Raw genomic sequence first — 19,555 nt, 5'->3', positions numbered from 1 at the left:
GTATCAGACAGAAGGACCCCTTATCGGGATCTTCTGTCTTTTTGTTATGCGTATCGAGCGCTGGAAGGAAGGAGGGTGGATAAGGATGAAGAATAGGGCGATAGATAAGGGAATTGTAAGGTATAAACGAGGGTATGCGGCGAGAGAGGAACTTATGGAACGGGCGTTTGAGGGGATTCACCACGCAAATGATAAAGAATATGTAGATAACAGGGATATAGATAATGGGGGCAGTAGGGACGGTAGAGGCAGTAGGATCTGTAGAGACAGTACATATAATAGGGAAGATACATACAACGAAGATGATATGTATAAAAAAGATGCTACATATCATACAAATAGAGTTATGCAAACGGAGGGGTCAGGCAGTTCTTCTCGAAGTTTGAGATGTGAACATTATTCAGGGTCGGGATGGACTTGGTCAGTGGGCATACTCTCCATTGTCTTGCTGCTCGCAGGATGTCTGAGTCGGGGACTGTATTATTCAGTGGATCTGTACCCTGTTAATCTGATCGCAGCAGGAAGCACTTTGATTATGATTGTGATAGTGCTATTTCTTACAGTCTTTCGTCCGCAGAAGGCGAGTGAACGGATACCCATGTCATTGGTACAGCGGCAGGGGAACATGGAACCAATGGTTGAGAAAATATTTCGATTGCCGGAGATTTGGCGGGTATTGTTGCCGCTAGCGATGATGACATGTTTTGGGCTACACGCATGGACAGGCTCGGTGAGTAGACAGGGCAGTATGGATGAAATGCTGCGTTGGAGCCTGCTTGCGCTGTTCACGCTGCTCACCGCAATACTGGCTGCGCGCACGGATGGTGCGCGTTGGTTGGCTTGCGGTTGGCAGATGGCCGGCGGCTTGCTTGTGCTAAGCGGCATTCTTGCCGTGTGCGGAGTATTGCCGCTGCCCTTCGGGGTAATGCGGACTGCTGACCCCGAGATCAGCTCCGCCGGAGCACGGCTCGGCGGATTATTGCAGTACCCTAATGCGTACGGTGCCCTTGTTGGCATGTACGCATTGGAGCGGCTGTCGGCCGCCGCGCGAGTCTTGGCCCGGCCTGTGCCGGCCGGGCGACTCATCGCGGCAGTGCTGCCGCTCATGCCCGCGCAAGCCGCGCTCCTGCTGAGCGAGTCGCGCGGCGCTTGGCTGGCGACCGGCTGCGCCGCGGTCGCCGCCTTTGCTGTGCAGCGGCGCGGTGCCCGCCTGCCGCTGCTGCTGGCCATGGCCGCGCCACTAGCGTGCGCGGCCTGGCTGTACCGCCAGCTGGCTGCTGCCCAGCTGGCGCCTGCACCCGTGCCCGGCCTGCTGGCACTGGCCGGGGCATGGGCAGCTGCGCTGCTCGGCACGCTGCTGCTGTGCCGCCTATGGCACAGCGGCGCCGCCAAGGCTCCGCGCGCCGCTGCCCTGACGGCCATCGTGCTGGCGGAAGCCACCGCCGCCCTGATGGCCGTGGCCTCCACCGCCGATCGCCTAGCGGCAGGTGTCGGCACGGGGGTATCCCGCCTGCAGATGTGGCGGGATGCCCTTCAGTTGTGGACCGAGGCCGCATGGCTTGGCCACGGGGGGGACACATGGCGCAACATGTTCCGCGCCATTCAATCCTCGCCTTATGTCGGAGGCGAGGTCCACAACGGCTTGCTTGATCTCGCCCTGGACACGGGCATGATCGGCATCCTGCTTGTCGCAGGGTGGTTTCTCCTCACCCTGCGAAGCACCTTTTATTTTGCACCGCAGCTTATGCCAGCCGTGCTTGTTTTTGGCCTGCATGGGGCGATGGACTTCGACTGGAGCTTCACCTTATTCTGGATGCTCTTTATTTGGCTTGGTTCATGGGCATCCGCATTGAAGACCGAAGCAGTGGAAGGCAAGCAATTGGGTGGAACTGCGGAATACACACCTTTCAGATCTGAATCCATATCCGAATCCAGATCCAGATCCAAATTCAAATTCAGAGCCAGAGCCAGAGCTCGTCTTATCCGATATTTATCAACTCAATTCAGCACATCAACTATCCCGATGCGTACCTTCTTTCATATACTTCAGCGAGTGACTGCTCGGTTAATAAGGGCATCCGCAGTGATGATCATCCTTTTCTGGCTTGGTGGAACAATGTGGCTGACCTCCCGCTTCTCCGTAGCAGAATTGCAGTACCGTCAGGCGATGACTGAACCGGAGGGAACTTCAGCACACAAGATGCATCTTATGGCTGCTTTTCAATCAAATCCGAATCGAACCGACATCATAATAACGCTTGCACGATCTCTCCCGGGGCAAGAAGCAACATCACTACTTCTGAACAGCTTGTCCCTTTCCCCGATGCAGCCTCAGAGTTACATCGAATTGGGACGATTGGCTGCCCAATTCGGCAAAGGGCAGCAGGCTGGAACATATTTTGAACAAGCGATCGCATTGAACCGGTATGATGGCAATGGTCAATCCGTCGCTTTGTATTGGATGGAACAGGCAGCGTGGCGGGAATGGAAGGCAGGATATAGAGAACGAGCCCGAGAGACTGCCGCCGCTGGTGTACAGATGTATGAACGGTATCAACTGCTGGCTGAGGAAGTGAAAGCAGGGGGGGATCGCAATGATCGCCATTTTGTACTGGAAGAACATGCTCCAGGCTATGGAGAGAACCTGCGCAGGCTTGCGGGGGCTTCTTCTCCTCCATTTTCTCCAGAGTTGACCAAGCGTAGCCCTTGACTCACTGGTGAATAGTGACGCTGACCCGAGCGATATAACAATGGATGTCAGCGTCTCTAAAGTCTCTAAAATCAGTAAATTTTGAAATCTAAACTGGCTGCCTCGCGGGGATGGTATACGTTTTTCTAAGGAACACAGGATGTCTTATTTGGCCTTTAGCTGCTCCTTTTAATTTGTAAGGAACTTCAGACACGCTATTTCCACAAATCTCCTGACAGATACCCTATAATAGGCCGAAAATTCCGATATAACATGTTTCAGATTCCTTAAATTTCTGAGAGTGTTTCAAATCCTTGAATAAGTCGCCTCAGCTTCGTTATCGCTCGTGGGCTTGAGCATAAGCATGAGCATGAACATGTAAAGATACTGCCAGCTTTTTTCACAGTATCGTTTATGTTCACACTCGCTGTTCCTGTTCATGCACTAAGCGTTGTTCAAACTCCCAGCGTTGTTCAAACCCACTATTTATGTTCGCACTCTCTATTAGGCTCATATTCTCAGCTTTGTTGCACTCCCTGTTAAGGCTCATACTCCAAGCGTTGTTCACACTCCCTGTGCTGTTCATTGGCTCCATGCTCCGTTCCAACCGTAACCGTACCCCTAAACCAGTAGACATCTCCTGACTCCACTTATAAGAGAAGTTTTTTATTCCTGCATTTCTACAGGCGATATCCGCCAAATGCATGCTGAAACGCATCTTTTAATGGTTCGACCTCTACTTCCCACAGCGCGGCAATTTCTGCACTGACATCCGAGTTCCACCACTCACATAATTTCTTGCGGTTGTCGCGATTTTCCCCAATCCAGATCAGATTCGCAATCACCTTGCCGTAATAATATTCTTCCGCCTGCTTCATCCGTTCGGGAGAGACATATACCTTTAGCCTTTTGGCTGTCCGGTACAATTCCTTGCTGCATGCCCTGCGAATTCCCCTGGCGGAAGGAAGATTTTGACCCGATTGCGTATGTTTGACCGGCGGAGTACCGGGTATTGACTTGTGTGACATCTTCTCACGCTCCTCTCCCCATACCATATGCGGAGTGCTGCGAACGGGACACTATCCCAACCTCTTGAAGTAGCAACGTATACAGGCCTGTGATAAAATAGGGACGAACATCCATGGTGCGGAGGGGCACCGCCAATCAGGATGGAGAAAGAGGGTTGAGATGGACTTTATTCATAACCTTGTCGGCCAATTGTTCGATTGGATTCAAAGTCTCGGGTACTTTGGAATCATGCTTGGATTAATGTTAGAAGTTATTCCGAGCGAAATTGTGCTGGCGTATGGAGGGTTTCTCGTTTCACAAGGTAATATCAACTTCTTCGGTGCTATGATTTTTGGTACGGTGGGCGGTGTGGTTGCCCAGTTATTTATTTACTGGATTGGCCGTTATGGCGGCAGACCTGTACTGGAACGCTTCGGTAAATACATACTCATCCAGAAAAAACACATCGACCATTCCGAGGAGTGGTTTCGCAAGTATGGTGCAGGTGTCATTTTCACGGCGCGTTTTGTTCCGGTGGTAAGGCATGCCATCTCCATCCCGGCTGGCATCACAAAAATGCACGTAGGTAAATTCATTTTGCTTACTACACTCGCTGTTATACCTTGGACTGCATTGTTTATATATTTAGGGATGATCCTTGGAGATCAATGGAAGCATATTGATGAGAAAGCGGCGCCATATGTTATGCCTATTTTGCTTGTCGCTCTCGCCCTTATGATCGTTTATGTACTTATTAAATGGATGAATGCTCGCAAAAAGAAAGGAAGTGTCTAGTTATGGGTAAACCCAACTTGTCTCACAAATTCGGTAAAGGTCTGCCACCGAAGGAATTTATCGAGAGTATGACCAAGAACCAAAGTGAATTCCAGGCCAACTATGATAGCTTTACTTGGTCGAACGAAGAGGATCGTGAGTTCTTTGAAAGCCTGAACCACCGCGACGACCTGCGTGTGTTAATTCTGGCTGCTGACTGGTGCGGGGATGTTGTGCGTAATATTCCGGTTGTATTCCAGGCGCTTGAAATCTCAGGAATCCCAACTGAAGTTCTGATTATGGAGCACCATCCTGAAGTGATGGATGAGTTCCTGACGATGGGTGGCCGTTCCGTGCCAGTCGTTATTTTTGCAGATACAGGTGGTCATGTGCTTGGTCAGTGGGGACCTCGTCCGCAGCATGTACAGGAAGTCATGGTTGAATTCAAACGCCTTAATCCAGATCGTGAAGCAGCAGATTATCAAGAGAATTTGGCTGTAGCGCGTCAAGAGATTGGTAAACGTTATGGGGAAGGAACGGAGTCACATGCGGCCATTATCCGTGAGCTGCGTGAACTGATTTCGGGTTACTAAGCCGATATGCTTAACATTCGCACGTTTACACTCGGCCCGCTTCAGACCAATGCGTATCTCTTACAAGGAGATGATCCGGGCAAAGCCGTCATTATCGATCCGGGCATGAATCCAGGGCCGCTACTTAAGGCGATTCAAGATTTGGAGATCGAAGCTATTCTCTTGACACATGCTCACTTTGATCATATGGGCGGGGTAGATGAGATCCGTAAATTGAAGGGCTGTCCCGTTTATCTTCATGACCTGGAGAGTGAGTGGCTCACGACCCCCAAATTAAATGGATCTTTGAATTGGCCACAGGCGACACCACCACTTTCGACAGATCTTGCTGAATATGCCATGGATGAAGGGCAGAAGCTGAATCTGATTGGACATACGTTTAAAGTGTTCCATACACCTGGACATTCACCAGGCAGTGTAAGTTTGCTTTGTGATAACGATCTCTTTGCCGGTGATGTACTGTTCCGCATGGGTGTAGGCAGAACGGACCTCACAGGAGGACGTGAACGGGATCTGATTGATTCGATTCAGAACAAGCTGTATACCTTTGCTGATGAGGTTAAAGTGTATCCAGGCCATGGCCCCAAAACGACCATTGGTTATGAGAAACAGAACAATCCTTACGTGTCCGCAAGATAATCCGACATGATATGTGAAGAAAGTCTGGACAAGTGACAACTTTTTCATTAGAATAGCAATTAGTTGTTACAAGCGTTAAGGCATCATCTAACTGAAGCATTACCAAGAAACACCCAACCTCGCGAAGCACGCAGACTGTGGTCTATACCCGGTTTGCGTTCTTTTTTTGTTTTCAGACCTTTTTTATCACAGAATTAGCCTTTTTTACGCTACACAGAGATGTAAGATGCGCTTCATCAAGCCAGTTTGAGACCAATAGCAAGTACAGATTGATTTAGAAATACAAATTAAAAAAACAGTATATAAGTTGAACTAATCATTTACAAGATAACGGAGAGGACAGAAAAAATCTGGGGATAACAGCGATTGGAAGGTAATTCTGTCATCGTAGTGTCAGTGTAAATAATCTTTAGTTCAACTTATATAGATCATGAGAGAGTGGGGAATATCAAAGTGGAGAAAATAAGAGTTATCTCGTTGGGACAGCGTGTCGAGCATTCGATTATGGATGAAAACCGTCGCATATTGGAAAGTGTGAAAAGAGAAACTAGTACCAAGCGAACTTTAATACATAACCCTAGCGTGACCGGTGAAGTGATGAAGTCTGAGCAGAATATATGGACAAGCCGTGTGTTAAGAAATGGAGCCCACAAGCAACCGTGGTTCGACAAGCTGCAAGATTACCGGAATCAAGTCTGATTGCCCGGGAAATTGTCGGGTTTGATTTTTTTTAATTTCATTGAACGTTTCCACAGAGCCTGTCGTATTAACTCCAGATTGAACGGGAAGCAGGTGATGACCATGATCAAGGCAGCAGAACTTGAAGAAGTACGCAGAGCGGTATCGGGAGATGATAGTGCACTCGCAGCTTTGTTACAAAGTAACTACACGTTTGTGTATAAGTATCTTGTCAAAGTTACAATGGACGCGAATCTTGCGGAAGAGACTGTGCAGGATACGATGGTTCGTTGTATGGAGAATATCCATCGATATGATGGCACGTCTGCCTTTTCATCATGGATGATTACCATTGCGACCCGAATCTATATCGACAAGACAAGACGCAGGAAGAGAGAGCAGAGCTGGCTTAGTCTTATCCGTGATCAGGCTGTACGTCGATTCCGCTGGCAGCTCGAGAGTCGGAATGAAGAATGGACAGATGTCATGGATGCGATGACAAGGCTGACACCTGAACATCGTGTGGCAGTACTGTTGAAGCATTATTATGGATACGGATATGACGAAATTGGCGAAATGTTGGGTATTCCCTCCGGAACGGTGAAGTCACGAACAGCCTACGGTCTCCGTCAGTTAAGAAAGGAGCTGGAATAAGGATGAGCAGATCAGATGATGAACAGGAACAAGAGGTTGTAGAGCGATTGCAGCAACACATGAGAGTACTTGATGATGCGTTTGAGCCGGCAAACATACCTTCATTAGGTTCACTTGAAGCCCAAGTCAGAGAACGAAGACAGATCAGACGCCGAGCCCATTGGATCGAGATGATCTGTTTCTGGTTGGTGGGATTGCTAGCCATTACGTTCGGGGCATTATTCCTCGTATCTGCTCCAGCTCTATATTTGGGTATTCAAGCTTTTGGTACAGTTGTTGCCGTGATTTTAGTTGTGATCTGGGCAGGACGGCGCCGGAAGGAGGTTCGTCATGAATAAAATGCATTATTCATTGGATGAAATTTCTCCATTGTGGCTTATACTGCTTGGCATTTTTCTCTTGGTTCAAGGCACATGGATCTTTCAGGACGCACGTAGACGTGGACGTTTCCCTTGGTTATGGGGATTATGGGGGATCACTGGATTTCCCACACCGCTCATCATATATTGGTTTGTCGTGATTCGATCACAACGCAAGCCAGGTGGATCCACAAAGAAAACATGATTGTTTTAATAGAGGTTATTTAGAAAAAATCGCTACTCCATTTCTAGCTTTATCCATCTTTTCGGTACTGTGTACTGTTCTTTTTGAACACGTATTAATAGAGAGGAAAAAGATTTTGCACAAATATGTTGTTTAATTCTAGTATTCCTAGACATCGTTATTCTTTTCTAGTAGACTATACAAATAAATATTAAGATAGACTACCAGGAGGTTAGACGATGCTGCGATTAGGAGAGAAGGTTGTCATCGTCGCGGATGCGTTTGAGCAGAATCTTCCTGTGGGGGAATATGGTTTCATCATCGCTTATGACCGGAATCCGGACAATGCGTTCGATTACGTGCTTCGAGTGCCGCAGGTGAATCGGAACTTTTTTGTTCCATCCGGCGACGTCGATCTGGAAGAGGTTCTGCTGAAGCAGGAAGCTGAGCGGGTCGAGCGAGAAGCGTTGATAGATTACGCCCTTGCGACACACAATGAGAAGCTGTTTCATCATTTGATGAACGGAGATTTTCAAGCTGTGGAAGAGGAAGAGGAAACCGCGAACGATGTTATGTCTCAGGCGGATTTTATAAAGCAGGTTAATCTGCGTGCATGGATTTAGAATTTTGAGGAGTCGGCTGATGCCGGCTCTTTTTTATTTCTACAATAATAGGTAAATCACTAAGGTTCTTTACTTACATAATACGATAACAGAGAAAAATCAATATTATTAAGGCCGTTTACATGATGTTCAGAATCGGTTCAGAGACAATTGCTAGAATATCTTGTATTGCAGAGGGGGAATCCCTATCAATCATACTTAGGAGAGGAAGGTAGATATTAAAATGAAAAGGATTCATCAAAATGGGAAAAAATTTATTGTGATGTTGTTAGCCTGTTTAGTCATGTTGGGAGGGGTTCCAATCTTTCCGACATGGGTTGCAGATCAGGCCTATGCTTCTGTTGATGAAGAATGGGCAGCGCTTGGAAATGCTGGTTTTTCTGAAGGAGAAGCCTCTGCTCCCAAGTTGGCGGTTGATCAATCAGGTAATACATATATTGCTTATACGGATATAGGTGCAGATTACAAAGCGACGGTGATGAAGTATAGTGTCTCCGATGGCTGGCAGCTTGTTGGTGAGAGAGGTTTATCGATCGGATCAGCAAGTGGAATTACACTCGTGCTGGACCAACAGGGTACTCCATATATCGGTTATCAGGACAACGGTGCTGATGGTAAAGCGACAGTCATGAAATATGGTGCAACAAATGGTTGGGAATTGGTTGGACAAGCAGGATTCACCTCAGACAGGGCAAACTACCCTTCACTAGCGTTAGACCAGGCAGGCAATCCGTATGTTGCTTTTAAGGACGGAGCCAGTGGTAAGGCAACAGTAATGGCATACAACGAATCAACAGGATGGGGTTTGGTAGGAATTAACGATGATTCCCCGGAAGTTGAAAACGCGGTATCGTTAGTTCTTGATCAAGCAGGTATACCATATGTAGCTTTTCAGGACAGTTCATCCAATACGACAGTGATGAGATATAGCTCTGATACGTGGGAAGTGCTAGGACAAGCAGGGATATCGCCCGGATCTACATCCTCTCCCGTGCTCGCACTAAGCCCCTCAGGCAGGCCGTTTATCGCATTTAGTGACGAAACATCTAAATTGACTGTAATGACATTCAAGAGTGAGACAGAAAGCTGGGAAACCGTTGGTGACCGGGGGTTCTCTCCAGATTTGATTTCTTCACCGTCAATTGTTGTGGATCAAATGGGTGTAATTTATGTTGCCTTTAAGGATAATGCAAACGGTTATAAAGCAACCGTTATGAGTTATAGTTTGCAAGAAGGTTGGCAGTATGTGGGACAAGCGGGTTTCTCAGCGGGAGTAGTATCTACGCCTGCCCTGGCACTAGATCCTCAATATGGAAAAACCTATGTGGTTTATCAGGATGCATCTAACCAATCCAAAGCGACCGTAATGAAATTTGGATCGAAACCTGCGTACACAGTCACGTACGATGGGAATGGAGCTCAGGCAGGTAGTGCACCAATTGATAATCAGCAATACAATAAACAAGCAGACGTAACCGTTCAAGATAACTTAGGGGCTTTGGGAAAAGCGGGTTATCTATTTGCTGGTTGGAACACAGCAAGTGATGGAAGCGGAACGAGCTATGGTGCTGGCGATACGTTAATAATGGGTTCTTCTAACGTAACACTATATGCGGTTTGGACACCTTCTTCTTCTGGAGGTACAGACCCGGAACTAGATGAAGACAAATGGAATATTCTTGGTCAAGCAGGCTTCTCGGAGGAAATGGCTTTTGATCAGGATATTACAGTAGATGCGAATGGGACGCCATATGTTGTATTTACGGATAGTGCTAATAGCTTTAGAGCGACTGTAATGAAATATAGCAAAGATAGTGGATGGGTGCCTGTAGGACAACCTGGCTTTACCCAGAGTCCTGCATCCAAAAATAAAATAGCAATTGACCAGAATGGAACAATATATGTTGCCTTTAGTGATGGAAATCATATTGGCAGTGCCACCGTTATGAAGTACACGGAGCAGGAGGGCTGGAATATTGTAGGCTCGCCAGGTTTCACTCAAAATAGTTTAAGGAGTCTTGATTTGAAACTCGATCTTAACGGTGAGCCTTATGTTGCACCTAATACGGGTTATGAACTTAAGGTGATGAAGTATAATGGCGAGTCAGATCAATGGGACTACATCGGTAACACGGGTTACAATCTGGCAGGCGCGGCGGGCGGCGTACTGGCAATGAGTCCAAACGGTATTCTGTATGCTGCATACAGTGACACTAATGCAGGCTTCAAATTATCTGTTACTCGATATAACGAAGCGGATGATTCTTGGTCATTGGTTGGCGATCGTGCGTTTACTGAACAAAATGTGGCTGAAATTGCACTCGCTGTGGATCAGAACGAAACGGTGTATGCTACATATACAGGTGGCTACGATGGACTTAAGCCAACCGTAGTAAAATACACGGGCTCGGGAGCATGGACAGCGGTTGGAGAGCCCCATTTCTCTGAAAACCAAGCCACTTTTCTTTCCATGGTGGTTGACCAAGAAGGAAGTCCGTATGTGGCGTATATGGACTTTGCCACTGGTAATAAAGCAACCGTTATGAAATATGACGAGGTGAATGGCTGGGAACCATTAGGGGGAGCTGGAGTATCAGAAGGAATTGCAATGGATACCAGACTGGCGATTAACAAAGATGGGGCCCTTTACCTTTCTTTTAGAGATGGAATTAGTGCACCCAAATCTACAGTGATGTCCTATGTTCCATCTAAGAGTTATCAAATTCGATATGACAGTAACGGGGCTTCATCAGGAAATGTACCTTTAGATGACCAGATGTATAAGTCACAATCGCAGGTTACCATTCTCGGTAACACAGGTGATCTAGTGAAGACAGGATATGCTTTTGCAGGATGGAATACGGCTGCGGATGGTAGTGGACATAGCTATGGTGCAGGGGATGTTCTGCTCGTAGGAAAATCTAATGTAACCTTGTATGCGAAGTGGACTGCTTCAAATCATGGTGGATCTGATGGGTCAGGAGGTTCCGGAGGTTCTGATGGATCTGGGGGTTCAGGTGGATCTGGAGGTTCTGGAAGTTCGGGAGGTGGAGCGACAGGTGCATCACCATCAGGCGGAGGAACAACCAACTCGGGTGTCACGATCTTGGTGAATGGAAAGCCAGAAACAGTTGGAACCTTGAGTAAAACTCAATTGAATGGGCAGAATGTGTTGACTTTGACCGTCGACGAGCAGGCTGTCATGCAAAAATTGCAGGTTGAAGGCAAGAGTGCCGTAGTGACCCTTCCTGTGCAAAGCGGCGATAAGGCCCGGGTTAATGGTGAATTGACCGGAAGATTAGTGAAGTTCATGGCAGATCAAGAAGCTGTACTTGTGCTGCAGACAGATGCGGCTACGTATTCCTTGCCTTCCCGCTTGGTGGATGTTAGTATGCTAGCCCAACAACTTGGCGCGAATAACCACCTTGAAGATATGATTCTTCATTTGCAAATTTCTCCTGCTTCTGCAGATCGCGTATCCGAAGTGGAGGAAGCAGGCCGTGTAAACGGCTTTAGCTTGATTGGTTCGCTGTTAGAATTCAATATCACAGCCACATATGAGGGTAAATCTGTGAGTGTAGACCGATTTAACGAGTATGTGGAACGAGCAATAATACTGCCTAATGAGAGTGATTCCATGAAGGTGACGACAGGAGTAGTTGTTGAGAAGGATGGCAGCATGCGTCATGTACCGACCAAGATTTCGAATATTAACGGTGTGAACTATGCGAAGATCAATAGTTTGACCAATAGTGTATATGGCCTGGTCTGGAATCCACGAACTTTCACGGATGTTTCGGGGCACTGGGCAGAAGCAGAAGTAAACGATATGGGCTCACGTATGGTTGTTCGTGGAGTAACAGATACAATATTTAACCCAGATGAGCGTATTACACGTGCTGAATTCACGGCTGTTATGGTAAGAGCGTTGGGGCTGCAAAGCAATACAGCTAATAACCAGTTTAGCGATGTGAGTCCAAATGATTGGTATGCAGGTGTAGTTAGCGCTGCGACTGATTATGGTCTCATCGATGGTTATACAGACGGTGCGTTCCATCCTGCACAGGATATTACTCGTGAGGAAGCGATGATGATAATTCATCGGACGATGAAAATCACTGGCTTGGATCGTAAGCTGGATATAAATGCGAGCCAAGATCTTTCACGGTTTACCGATATGAATCAAGTATCCGATTGGGCCAAAGAAGCGGTGAACATCAGTCTGCAAGCTGGAGTTGTATCTGGTCGAAGTAACGAGAACATATCTCCGAAATTTATGATTACTCGGGCAGAGACGGCTGTGCTTGTTCGACGGCTATTGCAGTTATCAGGTCTAATTTAATAAAGTAATTCCAAAAGTCCACCCTTTTTTTGAACACGCACTAGTATTAATTCTAATCAGTTTGGTAACCAAGGGCAGTGCGTTTAGCGCTGCCTTTTTGGCAGTCATGAACAAGAACGAATATTGGATAGTATGGAGGACAGGTCATTTGCATTGAATTGTCGAACTATCTCACCTATAATGAAAAAAGTTATCTTGAGACTTTAGCCCGTTAAACGAGCGATTCGTTTCAGGTCGTTTCGGGAATCAGAACGAATGAAGGAGGCATCCGCTAATGAGTATTTCGAATAATGACGTTCAGCATGTGGCCAAGCTGGCCCGACTCAACTTGACTGCTGAAGAAGAACAGACCCTGACAGGTCAGCTGAACGCGATTTTAAAATATGCAGAAAAGCTGAATGAGCTGGATACGGAAGACATCGAGCCCACCACTCACGTTCTGCACGTAAGCAATGTCATGCGTGAAGATGAGACCAAAGAAAGCCTGTCGATTGAACAGGTGATGCGCAATGCACCGGAAGAAGAAGACGGGCAGTTTAAAGTGCCTGCTGTAATGGAATAACGGACAACCGGAAGGAGGACAAACACTGTGAGTTTATTTGAACAATCGTTGCCTGAGTTACATAACAAGCTGCATGCCAAAGAGCTGTCGGTCAGCGATCTGGTGGATCAGGCATATCAGAATATTGGTGCGCATGACGATAAGGTTAAGGCGTATTTGGCACTGGATGAAGAACAAGCACGCACTCGTGCACGTCAACTGGATGACCGTCTGGTTAGCGGTGAGGAGAAGGGGTTGCTTTTCGGCCTGCCTGTAGGAATTAAGGATAACATCGTGACGAACGGACTGCGTACGACGTGCGGCAGCCAATTTCTACGTAATTTCGACCCGGTGTATGATGCAACAGTTGTCGAAAAATTGAAAGCTGCGGACACCGTGACTATTGGTAAACTCAACATGGATGAATTCGCCATGGGTGGCTCCAATGAGAACTCAAGTTTCTCCCCTGTACGTAATCCATGGGCACTTGATCGTGTTCCAGGAGGCTCCAGCGGTGGTTCTGCAGCAGCTGTGGCTGCGGGAGAAGCATACTTCACGCTCGGATCAGACACAGGCGGCTCCATCAGACAGCCTGCTTCGTATTGTGGTGTTGTTGGATTGAAGCCGACATACGGACTTGTTTCCCGCTTTGGTTTAGTTGCATTTGCCTCATCCTTGGATCAGATTGGACCTTTGACGAAAAATGTTGAAGATTCTGCTTATGTATTGCAAGCCATTGCCGGTTATGACGCGAAAGATTCGACATCTGCAAAAGTAGAGATTCCGGATTATTTGAGCGGACTGACAGGTGATGTTAAAGGACTTCGTATTGCTGTTCCGAAGGAATACATCGGTGAAGGCGTCGATCCACAAGTGAAAGAGACCGTTCTGTCTGCATTGAAAGTTCTCGAAGGACTTGGGGCAACATGGGAAGAAGTATCCCTTCCGCATACCGAATATGCGGTCGCTACGTATTACCTGCTCGCATCTTCGGAGGCTTCTTCGAACCTGGCTCGATTTGATGGCGTGCGTTATGGCGTGCGTGCAGACAATCCGGATAACCTGCTGGATCTGTATCATCAGTCCCGCAGTCAAGGCTTTGGTCCCGAAGTGAAACGACGTATTATGCTTGGAACGTATGCACTCAGCTCGGGTTACTATGATGCCTATTATCTGAAAGCACAGAAAGTACGTACATTGATCAAACAGGATTTCGACAATGTATTTGCCAAATATGATGTGATTATCGGACCAACTGCGCCAACTCCGGCGTTCAAACTCGGTTCACAGGTGGATGATCCGCTTACGATGTATCTGAACGATATTTTGACGATTCCGGTCAACTTGGCTGGTGTACCTGCCGTTAGTATTCCATGTGGATTCTCGGATGGATTGCCTGTCGGCCTGCAAATTATCGGTAAAGCCTTTGATGAAACAACCGTATTGCGTGTAGCGCATGCGTTTGAACAAAATACAGAATTCCACAAGCAGCGTCCGCAGCTGTAGACTGCCCGGAACGGAGGAATATAGAAATGTCCGCATCTAAATATGAAACGGTCGTTGGACTTGAAGTCCACGTGGAGTTGCATACGAACTCCAAAATTTTCTGTGGCTGCTCCACAGCATTTGGAGCTCCGCCGAACACCCATACCTGCCCGGTCTGTCTCGGACATCCAGGCGTACTGCCTGTACTGAATCGTCAGGCGGTAGACTACGCCATGAAGGCAGCGATGGCTCTTAATTGTACGATTGCTGATGTCAGCAAGTTTGACCGTAAAAACTACTTTTACCCTGACTCACCAAAAGCCTATCAAATCTCTCAATTTGATCAGCCGATCGGTGAGAACGGCTGGATTGATATCGAAGTGAACGGCGAGACGAAACGAATCGGCATCACGCGTCTTCACTTGGAGGAAGATGCAGGGAAGCTTACACATGTCGATGGCGGATACGCGTCATTGGTAGACTTCAACCGTGTTGGTACTCCACTGGTGGAGATTGTATCCGAACCTGAGATTTCTTCTCCGGAAGAAGCACGTGCATATCTTGAAAAATTGCGCGCAATCATGCAGTACTGTGATGTATCGGACGTGAAGATGGAAGAAGGTTCACTGCGTTGTGACGCCAACATCAGTTTGCGCCCACATGGACAGGAGAAGCTGGGAACAAGAGCCGAGCTGAAAAACATGAACTCCTTCCGTGGTGTTCAACGTGGTCTCGAATATGAACAATATCGTCAGGCTGAAATTCTGGACGATGGCGGTGAAGTGGTTCAGGAGACGCGTCGTTGGGACGAAGCTCAAGGAAAAACACTGTCGATGCGTGGTAAGGAACAGGCGCATGACTACCGTTATTTCCCGGACCCGGATCTCGTGAAGCTGCATATTGATGCAGCCTGGAAAGAGCGCATCAAGGCTACCATACCTGAGCTTCCAGACGAACGTAAAGCTCGTTACACAGCTGATTACGGATTGCCTAGCTATGATGCAGAGGTGATTACTTCTTCCAAGGCTATCGCTGATCTTTTCGAAGATAGTTTGAAATTCACTCAGGATGCCAAATCCGTATCCAACTGGATTATGGGTGACTTGCTGGGTTACCTGAATACGAGCAATCTTGAGGTGACTCAGGTTCCACTGACAGGTCAAGGTTTGGGCGAGATGATCGGACTGCTGGAGAAGGGCACCATTAACAGCAAAATCGCCAAAACCGTATTCAAGGAAATGCTGGAGAGCGGTAAGCTTCCACAGCAGATCGTTGAAGAGAAAGGTCTTGTGCAGATTAGTGATGAAGGCGCCATTCTTGCCATCGTTGAGCAGGTTGTAGCGAATAACCCTCAATCCGTAGAAGACTATAAAGCCGGTAAACAAAAAGCCATTGGCTTCCTTGTTGGTCAGGTTATGAAAGAAAGTAAAGGCAAGGCGAATCCTGCTTTAGCCAACCAACTGCTTGCAGATGTACTGAACCGCTAATCCTTCCGGTGAGGCCGGACAGAAAGAGGCTCGTCCCTGTGACAGCCTCTTTTTGGTATTAATAGATACAAATGTATTTCGGACGGGGGATCGGATATGAACATTCAACCATTGTCATTGAGTGATGTGGAGATGTTGGGGCAGTTATGGAGACTACAACATGTGGCCTATCGATTGGAAGCCGAAATCATCGGATTTCAAGAGATTCCTCCTTTGATGGATACGATGGAGACACTTCGGGATTGTGGAGAGAGCTTTTACGGCTGTATCCATGATGACGGAGAGCTTATCGGGGCTGTCGCTGTAGCGGAAGAAGAGGAGAATACACTGACCATTACACGTATGATGGTGCACCCGGATCACTTTCGCAAGGGAATCGCAGCATCTTTGATGACGTACGTGTTGGAACAGCATGCGGATCTACCGCGTTATATCGTCTCCACAGGAACGCTGAATCAACCCGCTGTCAATCTGTACACCAGATTTGGTTTTCATCCCGTGGAAGTCACACAGATTGCACCTGGAGTGGAATTAACGACTTTTCACAAGAATAAACTTTAATAATATGAACAACTTGAGGAGGAATACCGACTTTGGGCGATCCCTGGTTCATTGATGAGTGGCACATTTTATTACGATTATTGCTGGCTATGCTGCTTGGAGGGCTCGTAGGCCTGGAGCGGGAACGGTCCAATCATGCGGCCGGTTTGCGTACCCATATTCTGGTATGTCTTGGTTCTGCATTAATTATGATGTTGTCTGTTTATGGTTTTAAAGATTTTGCTAATGAATTAAATGTAAGGATCGATCCAGCACGTCTGGCCACTGCTGTAATTACGGGTGTTGGATTCCTGGGAGCAGGAACAATTCTCTTCACTGGTAAATCCATTACCGGACTGACGACAGCTGCTTCAATCTGGGTTGTTGCAGCCATTGGGCTTGCAGCAGGTGCGGGATTCTTTTTTGCCTCCATCGTATCAACGGTCCTGGTATTGCTTAATCTATGGGTCTTCAATAAGTTAGAGTTGAGGTATTTACGAGGGAACAAACTGCATGTGGTTACACTTCATACTTTGTCAGAACCCGGTTTTCTAGAGCAACTGTCCTCATGCATGGAACAGGAGAAGATCAAAATTCGTAAAATTACCGTGAATGAACAAGACCTGGCATATGCCGAGATGTTGTCAGTTGAACGTAAAATCGAGATTGTGTTACATGTTCAGGTACCACATGATTTCAAAACGGTAGGCTTGGTATCCAAGTTAAGACAGTGGGAACACGTTACCAAGGTATCGGTCGAATAAATGAATTACAACCCTCCCCAGGCCAGTAGTGCCGGAGGGTTTTTGGTCATATCCATATTTCTTCCAGTTACTCTCCTTGCTCTTTAGGGTACTATCTAACCAAATGCATGAAGAGCGGAAGGTCAGTTCAGAAGAGAGGAGTATGTTATGAAACGGAGACGTCAATCAAACAGAAATAACAGCACGGGTCAGAGCAAACCGATCAGGAATCGGACTCACAAGTTTATTGCGGGATTACTGAGTGCCATTATACCTGGCTTGGGTCATATTTATCTGAGATTGTACATGAGAGGTTTGACCTTTATGCTGCTTGTTTTGCTTGACTTGTCAGCAGTGCTTTACTTCTCATCCATTGGTATACAGATCAATGTGCCACTGCTTATCCTGCTGGCTTTGTGTATCCCGGTTATTTACTTTTACAATGTATATGATGTACTGCAATCTGCGGATTGGGTCATGATGCGCAGACGTAGAGCCGTAACCCAGGCAACCGCGGACAAGCCATTATCCAACGAACGTTCTATACGAGATGCAATGATGGTCTGGGAGAGAGGAATATCGTTTGGATTACTTTTAATTGTGGGAGGATCATTGATGGTGCTGTTTTTCCGCAAACCGCGCTGGTTCCAAGAGATCCTTGCCATGTACGGCGGATATTCGTTTGCGGTTCTCATGATCGCAGGAGGTTTGCTTCTGTTTGGGCGTGAGTTCTGGGTCATGTTGAACAAGAAAAAATTGTAGTCGAAGCGATACAAGGAGGGAACGTGATGAACCGTAAAGTCCGGGTTGGCCGCTATACGGCTGCCGCCTTAATCGTAGCGGTCGGTGTGCTGTTGATTATGGATAAACGGTGGGGAACTGACTATGTATATGAGATGGTGGACTGGTGGCCATTTTTGCTCGTTGTTCTAGGTGTTGAATATATTGTGCTGTTCCTCTGGACGCGCAGAAGGAAAAAAGTGCAATCGGATAAGCCGAGCAATCCTGATGAACAAGTCAAAGTACGTTTCAGACCCGATGCCAAAGGCATTCTAGCCTCACTGATTTTGGCGGCTTCCGTATTTATCGTCACCGAGCAGGATCACTACATGCACTTATGGAATAGAGTAAGTCTAAATCTCGGAGCGGCATCCATGGACTACAGTCAAGCGGCAGGATATATGGAGGATAAGGGCACGATTCGTGTACCTGTTCGCATGGATACGTCAGATCTTGTAGTCGAAGGTGTCAACGGAGATATCTCGGTGCAACGGGGTGATACGGAGGAGATTGAGGTACGAACGGTTGTCTGGGTAGATCAGACGACGGAAGTACAGGCAAAGGCGGTTGCAGCAGCCTCTTTTGTAGAGACCGATGGTACAAAAGTCATTCATATCAAGGCTACAGGCAAGACGTATGGAGATAATGAAAAAACGCAGCCGCGTATGAATCTTACTATCACAATCCCAGATGATCGTCGTTTTAATCTGGATATTCGAACTTCCAATGGAGCCATATTATTAAACCGTCCGGAAGCGATTAGTACTATACTGGCCGAAACGGGTAACGGACGTATCCGGATTACCAATGCTGTTGGAGATATCTCAGGGAAAACCTTGAACGGAGATGTCATTGTAGCCAACGCCATTGGTAATGTAGATCTGGACAGTAACCGTGGAGACATGAAGGCTCGAGGGGTATCCGGTGATGTCGATCTAACCACACAAGTGGGAAGTATCAGTATTGCAGACTCCGTAGGCGAATTCACCGCAGAGACACGTAACGGTAATATTACGCTGGATGGAGCCAATCTGGGTATTAAAGCTCAATCGCTTAATGGCAGTATTAACATTGTATCTTCCAAAGTCGGGGGAGACTGGGATGTGTACAGTGCTGTGGGAGCCATTAACGTATTACTTCCTGATCGCGGAGACTACAGTCTTGCGGGTTCCAGCAGTTATGGGGATCTAAGTACCGATCTGCCTTTCAAAGTACAGAACAAAACCATAGAAGGCCAGCTGGGCGAAGGTGAGTATAGGGTGAAAATCGAAGGAAATAGCGATCTTACCATTCAGCGGAACCCGGCTGTATCTACGCCTGAAACAGTCCTACCTGATTCTGAAGATACGGCTGAAAATCTGGAACAGACTACCGAGGACGGACCAAATTCCCAGGATGATTCTACAGAGGTTCCTTGACTGCCGCGTTGACAATAA

18 protein-coding genes are annotated in these 19,555 nt (G+C 47.2%); 17 read left to right on the top strand and 1 reads right to left on the bottom strand.

The genetic code is table 11. The features are described from left to right. Positions 1–85: 85 nt before the first annotated feature. On the top strand, positions 86–2,710 hold the full coding sequence (locus MKY85_RS25280) for an O-antigen ligase family protein (RefSeq protein WP_342571063.1): 2,625 nt from the start codon (positions 86–88) through the stop codon (positions 2,708–2,710). A gap of 659 nt (positions 2,711–3,369) precedes the next feature. Here the strand turns inward: MKY85_RS25280 and MKY85_RS25275 are convergent. Beyond that, a complete protein-coding gene (locus MKY85_RS25275; RefSeq protein WP_342571062.1) occupies positions 3,370–3,717 on the bottom strand; it encodes a dehydrogenase in 348 nt (115 codons plus the stop codon). A 160-nt stretch (positions 3,718–3,877) separates the two neighbouring features. Between MKY85_RS25275 and MKY85_RS25270 the strand changes: the two genes are divergently transcribed. The 16 genes from MKY85_RS25270 to MKY85_RS25195 all read left to right on the top strand — a co-directional run bounded on the left by MKY85_RS25270 (position 3,878) and on the right by MKY85_RS25195 (position 19,537). Next, positions 3,878–4,492, top strand: a complete 615-nt coding sequence (locus MKY85_RS25270; protein WP_339237691.1) for a DedA family protein — start codon at positions 3,878–3,880, stop codon at positions 4,490–4,492. A gap of 2 nt (positions 4,493–4,494) precedes the next feature. Next, positions 4,495–5,064 (top strand): thioredoxin family protein, encoded by a 570-nt coding sequence (locus MKY85_RS25265; protein ID WP_339237689.1) that lies wholly within the window; start codon positions 4,495–4,497, stop codon positions 5,062–5,064. 6 nt (positions 5,065–5,070) lie between these two features. Then, a complete protein-coding gene (locus tag MKY85_RS25260) occupies positions 5,071–5,703 on the top strand; it encodes an MBL fold metallo-hydrolase (protein WP_342571061.1) in 633 nt (210 codons plus the stop codon). Between the two features lie 453 nt (positions 5,704–6,156). After that, positions 6,157–6,402, top strand: a complete 246-nt coding sequence (locus MKY85_RS25255; protein ID WP_342571060.1) for a hypothetical protein — start codon at positions 6,157–6,159, stop codon at positions 6,400–6,402. Between the two features lie 96 nt (positions 6,403–6,498). Next, positions 6,499–7,035: an RNA polymerase sigma factor SigY gene (gene sigY / locus MKY85_RS25250; protein WP_342571059.1), complete on the top strand. Its 537-nt coding sequence runs from the start codon at positions 6,499–6,501 to the stop codon at positions 7,033–7,035. Between the two features lie 2 nt (positions 7,036–7,037). Next, positions 7,038–7,373: a YxlC family protein gene (locus tag MKY85_RS25245; RefSeq protein ID WP_339237679.1), complete on the top strand. Its 336-nt coding sequence runs from the start codon at positions 7,038–7,040 to the stop codon at positions 7,371–7,373. Continuing rightward, entirely contained in the window at positions 7,366–7,599 is a 234-nt protein-coding gene (locus MKY85_RS25240; RefSeq protein WP_339237677.1) for a sigmaY antisigma factor component, read from the top strand. The genes MKY85_RS25245 and MKY85_RS25240 overlap by 8 nt, the downstream gene beginning before the upstream one ends. A 218-nt stretch (positions 7,600–7,817) precedes the next feature. Next, positions 7,818–8,201: a hypothetical protein gene (locus MKY85_RS25235; protein ID WP_024631336.1), complete on the top strand. Its 384-nt coding sequence runs from the start codon at positions 7,818–7,820 to the stop codon at positions 8,199–8,201. A 223-nt stretch (positions 8,202–8,424) separates the two neighbouring features. After that, entirely contained in the window at positions 8,425–12,543 is a 4,119-nt protein-coding gene (locus tag MKY85_RS25230; RefSeq protein ID WP_342571058.1) for an S-layer homology domain-containing protein, read from the top strand. A 274-nt stretch (positions 12,544–12,817) separates the two neighbouring features. Further along, positions 12,818–13,105 carry an Asp-tRNA(Asn)/Glu-tRNA(Gln) amidotransferase subunit GatC gene (gatC, locus tag MKY85_RS25225; protein ID WP_036607033.1) on the top strand — a complete coding sequence of 96 codons (288 nt, stop codon included), beginning with the start codon at positions 12,818–12,820 and terminating at the stop codon, positions 13,103–13,105. Between the two features lie 27 nt (positions 13,106–13,132). After that, a complete protein-coding gene (gene gatA, locus MKY85_RS25220) occupies positions 13,133–14,590 on the top strand; it encodes an Asp-tRNA(Asn)/Glu-tRNA(Gln) amidotransferase subunit GatA (protein WP_342571057.1) in 1,458 nt (485 codons plus the stop codon). 26 nt (positions 14,591–14,616) lie between these two features. Continuing rightward, positions 14,617–16,056, top strand: a complete 1,440-nt coding sequence (gene gatB / locus MKY85_RS25215) for an Asp-tRNA(Asn)/Glu-tRNA(Gln) amidotransferase subunit GatB (protein ID WP_342571056.1) — start codon at positions 14,617–14,619, stop codon at positions 16,054–16,056. A 96-nt stretch (positions 16,057–16,152) separates the two neighbouring features. Beyond that, complete coding sequence (locus tag MKY85_RS25210; protein ID WP_342571055.1) at positions 16,153–16,617, top strand: GNAT family N-acetyltransferase; 465 nt, start codon at positions 16,153–16,155, stop codon at positions 16,615–16,617. A 32-nt stretch (positions 16,618–16,649) separates the two neighbouring features. After that, a complete protein-coding gene (locus MKY85_RS25205) occupies positions 16,650–17,360 on the top strand; it encodes an MgtC/SapB family protein (protein WP_342571054.1) in 711 nt (236 codons plus the stop codon). A 147-nt stretch (positions 17,361–17,507) separates the two neighbouring features. After that, on the top strand, positions 17,508–18,101 hold the full coding sequence (locus MKY85_RS25200; protein WP_342571053.1) for a hypothetical protein: 594 nt from the start codon (positions 17,508–17,510) through the stop codon (positions 18,099–18,101). Positions 18,102–18,127: 26 nt separating this feature from the next. Next, positions 18,128–19,537 carry a DUF4097 family beta strand repeat-containing protein gene (locus MKY85_RS25195; protein ID WP_342571052.1) on the top strand — a complete coding sequence of 470 codons (1,410 nt, stop codon included), beginning with the start codon at positions 18,128–18,130 and terminating at the stop codon, positions 19,535–19,537. Positions 19,538–19,555: the final 18 nt, after the last annotated feature.

Origin of the sequence: Paenibacillus sp. FSL R5-0749 (assembly GCF_038595085.1) — a bacterium.
GTDB lineage: Bacteria > Bacillota > Bacilli > Paenibacillales > Paenibacillaceae > Paenibacillus.
This window is presented reverse-complemented; position numbering and strand designations above follow the sequence as displayed.

Excerpts from the sequence above, each read along its gene's own strand:
- MKY85_RS25210 (WP_342571055.1), top strand. The coding sequence starts at position 16,153 with ATGAACATTCAACCATTGTCATTGAGTGATGTGGAGATGTTGGGGCAG.
- MKY85_RS25240 (WP_339237677.1), top strand. The coding sequence starts at position 7,366 with ATGAATAAAATGCATTATTCATTGGATGAAATTTCTCCATTGTGGCTT.
- MKY85_RS25265 (WP_339237689.1), top strand. The coding sequence starts at position 4,495 with ATGGGTAAACCCAACTTGTCTCACAAATTCGGTAAAGGTCTGCCACCG.
- MKY85_RS25260 (WP_342571061.1), top strand. The coding sequence starts at position 5,071 with ATGCTTAACATTCGCACGTTTACACTCGGCCCGCTTCAGACCAATGCG.
- MKY85_RS25280 (WP_342571063.1), top strand. The coding sequence starts at position 86 with ATGAAGAATAGGGCGATAGATAAGGGAATTGTAAGGTATAAACGAGGG.
- gatC (WP_036607033.1), top strand. The coding sequence starts at position 12,818 with ATGAGTATTTCGAATAATGACGTTCAGCATGTGGCCAAGCTGGCCCGA.
- gatB (WP_342571056.1), top strand. The coding sequence starts at position 14,617 with ATGTCCGCATCTAAATATGAAACGGTCGTTGGACTTGAAGTCCACGTG.
- MKY85_RS25200 (WP_342571053.1), top strand. The coding sequence starts at position 17,508 with ATGAAACGGAGACGTCAATCAAACAGAAATAACAGCACGGGTCAGAGC.
- MKY85_RS25230 (WP_342571058.1), top strand. The coding sequence starts at position 8,425 with ATGAAAAGGATTCATCAAAATGGGAAAAAATTTATTGTGATGTTGTTA.
- MKY85_RS25195 (WP_342571052.1), top strand. The coding sequence starts at position 18,128 with ATGAACCGTAAAGTCCGGGTTGGCCGCTATACGGCTGCCGCCTTAATC.
- MKY85_RS25270 (WP_339237691.1), top strand. The coding sequence starts at position 3,878 with ATGGACTTTATTCATAACCTTGTCGGCCAATTGTTCGATTGGATTCAA.
- sigY (WP_342571059.1), top strand. The coding sequence starts at position 6,499 with ATGACCATGATCAAGGCAGCAGAACTTGAAGAAGTACGCAGAGCGGTA.
- MKY85_RS25235 (WP_024631336.1), top strand. The coding sequence starts at position 7,818 with ATGCTGCGATTAGGAGAGAAGGTTGTCATCGTCGCGGATGCGTTTGAG.
- MKY85_RS25245 (WP_339237679.1), top strand. The coding sequence starts at position 7,038 with ATGAGCAGATCAGATGATGAACAGGAACAAGAGGTTGTAGAGCGATTG.
- MKY85_RS25275 (WP_342571062.1), bottom strand. The coding sequence starts at position 3,717 with ATGTCACACAAGTCAATACCCGGTACTCCGCCGGTCAAACATACGCAA.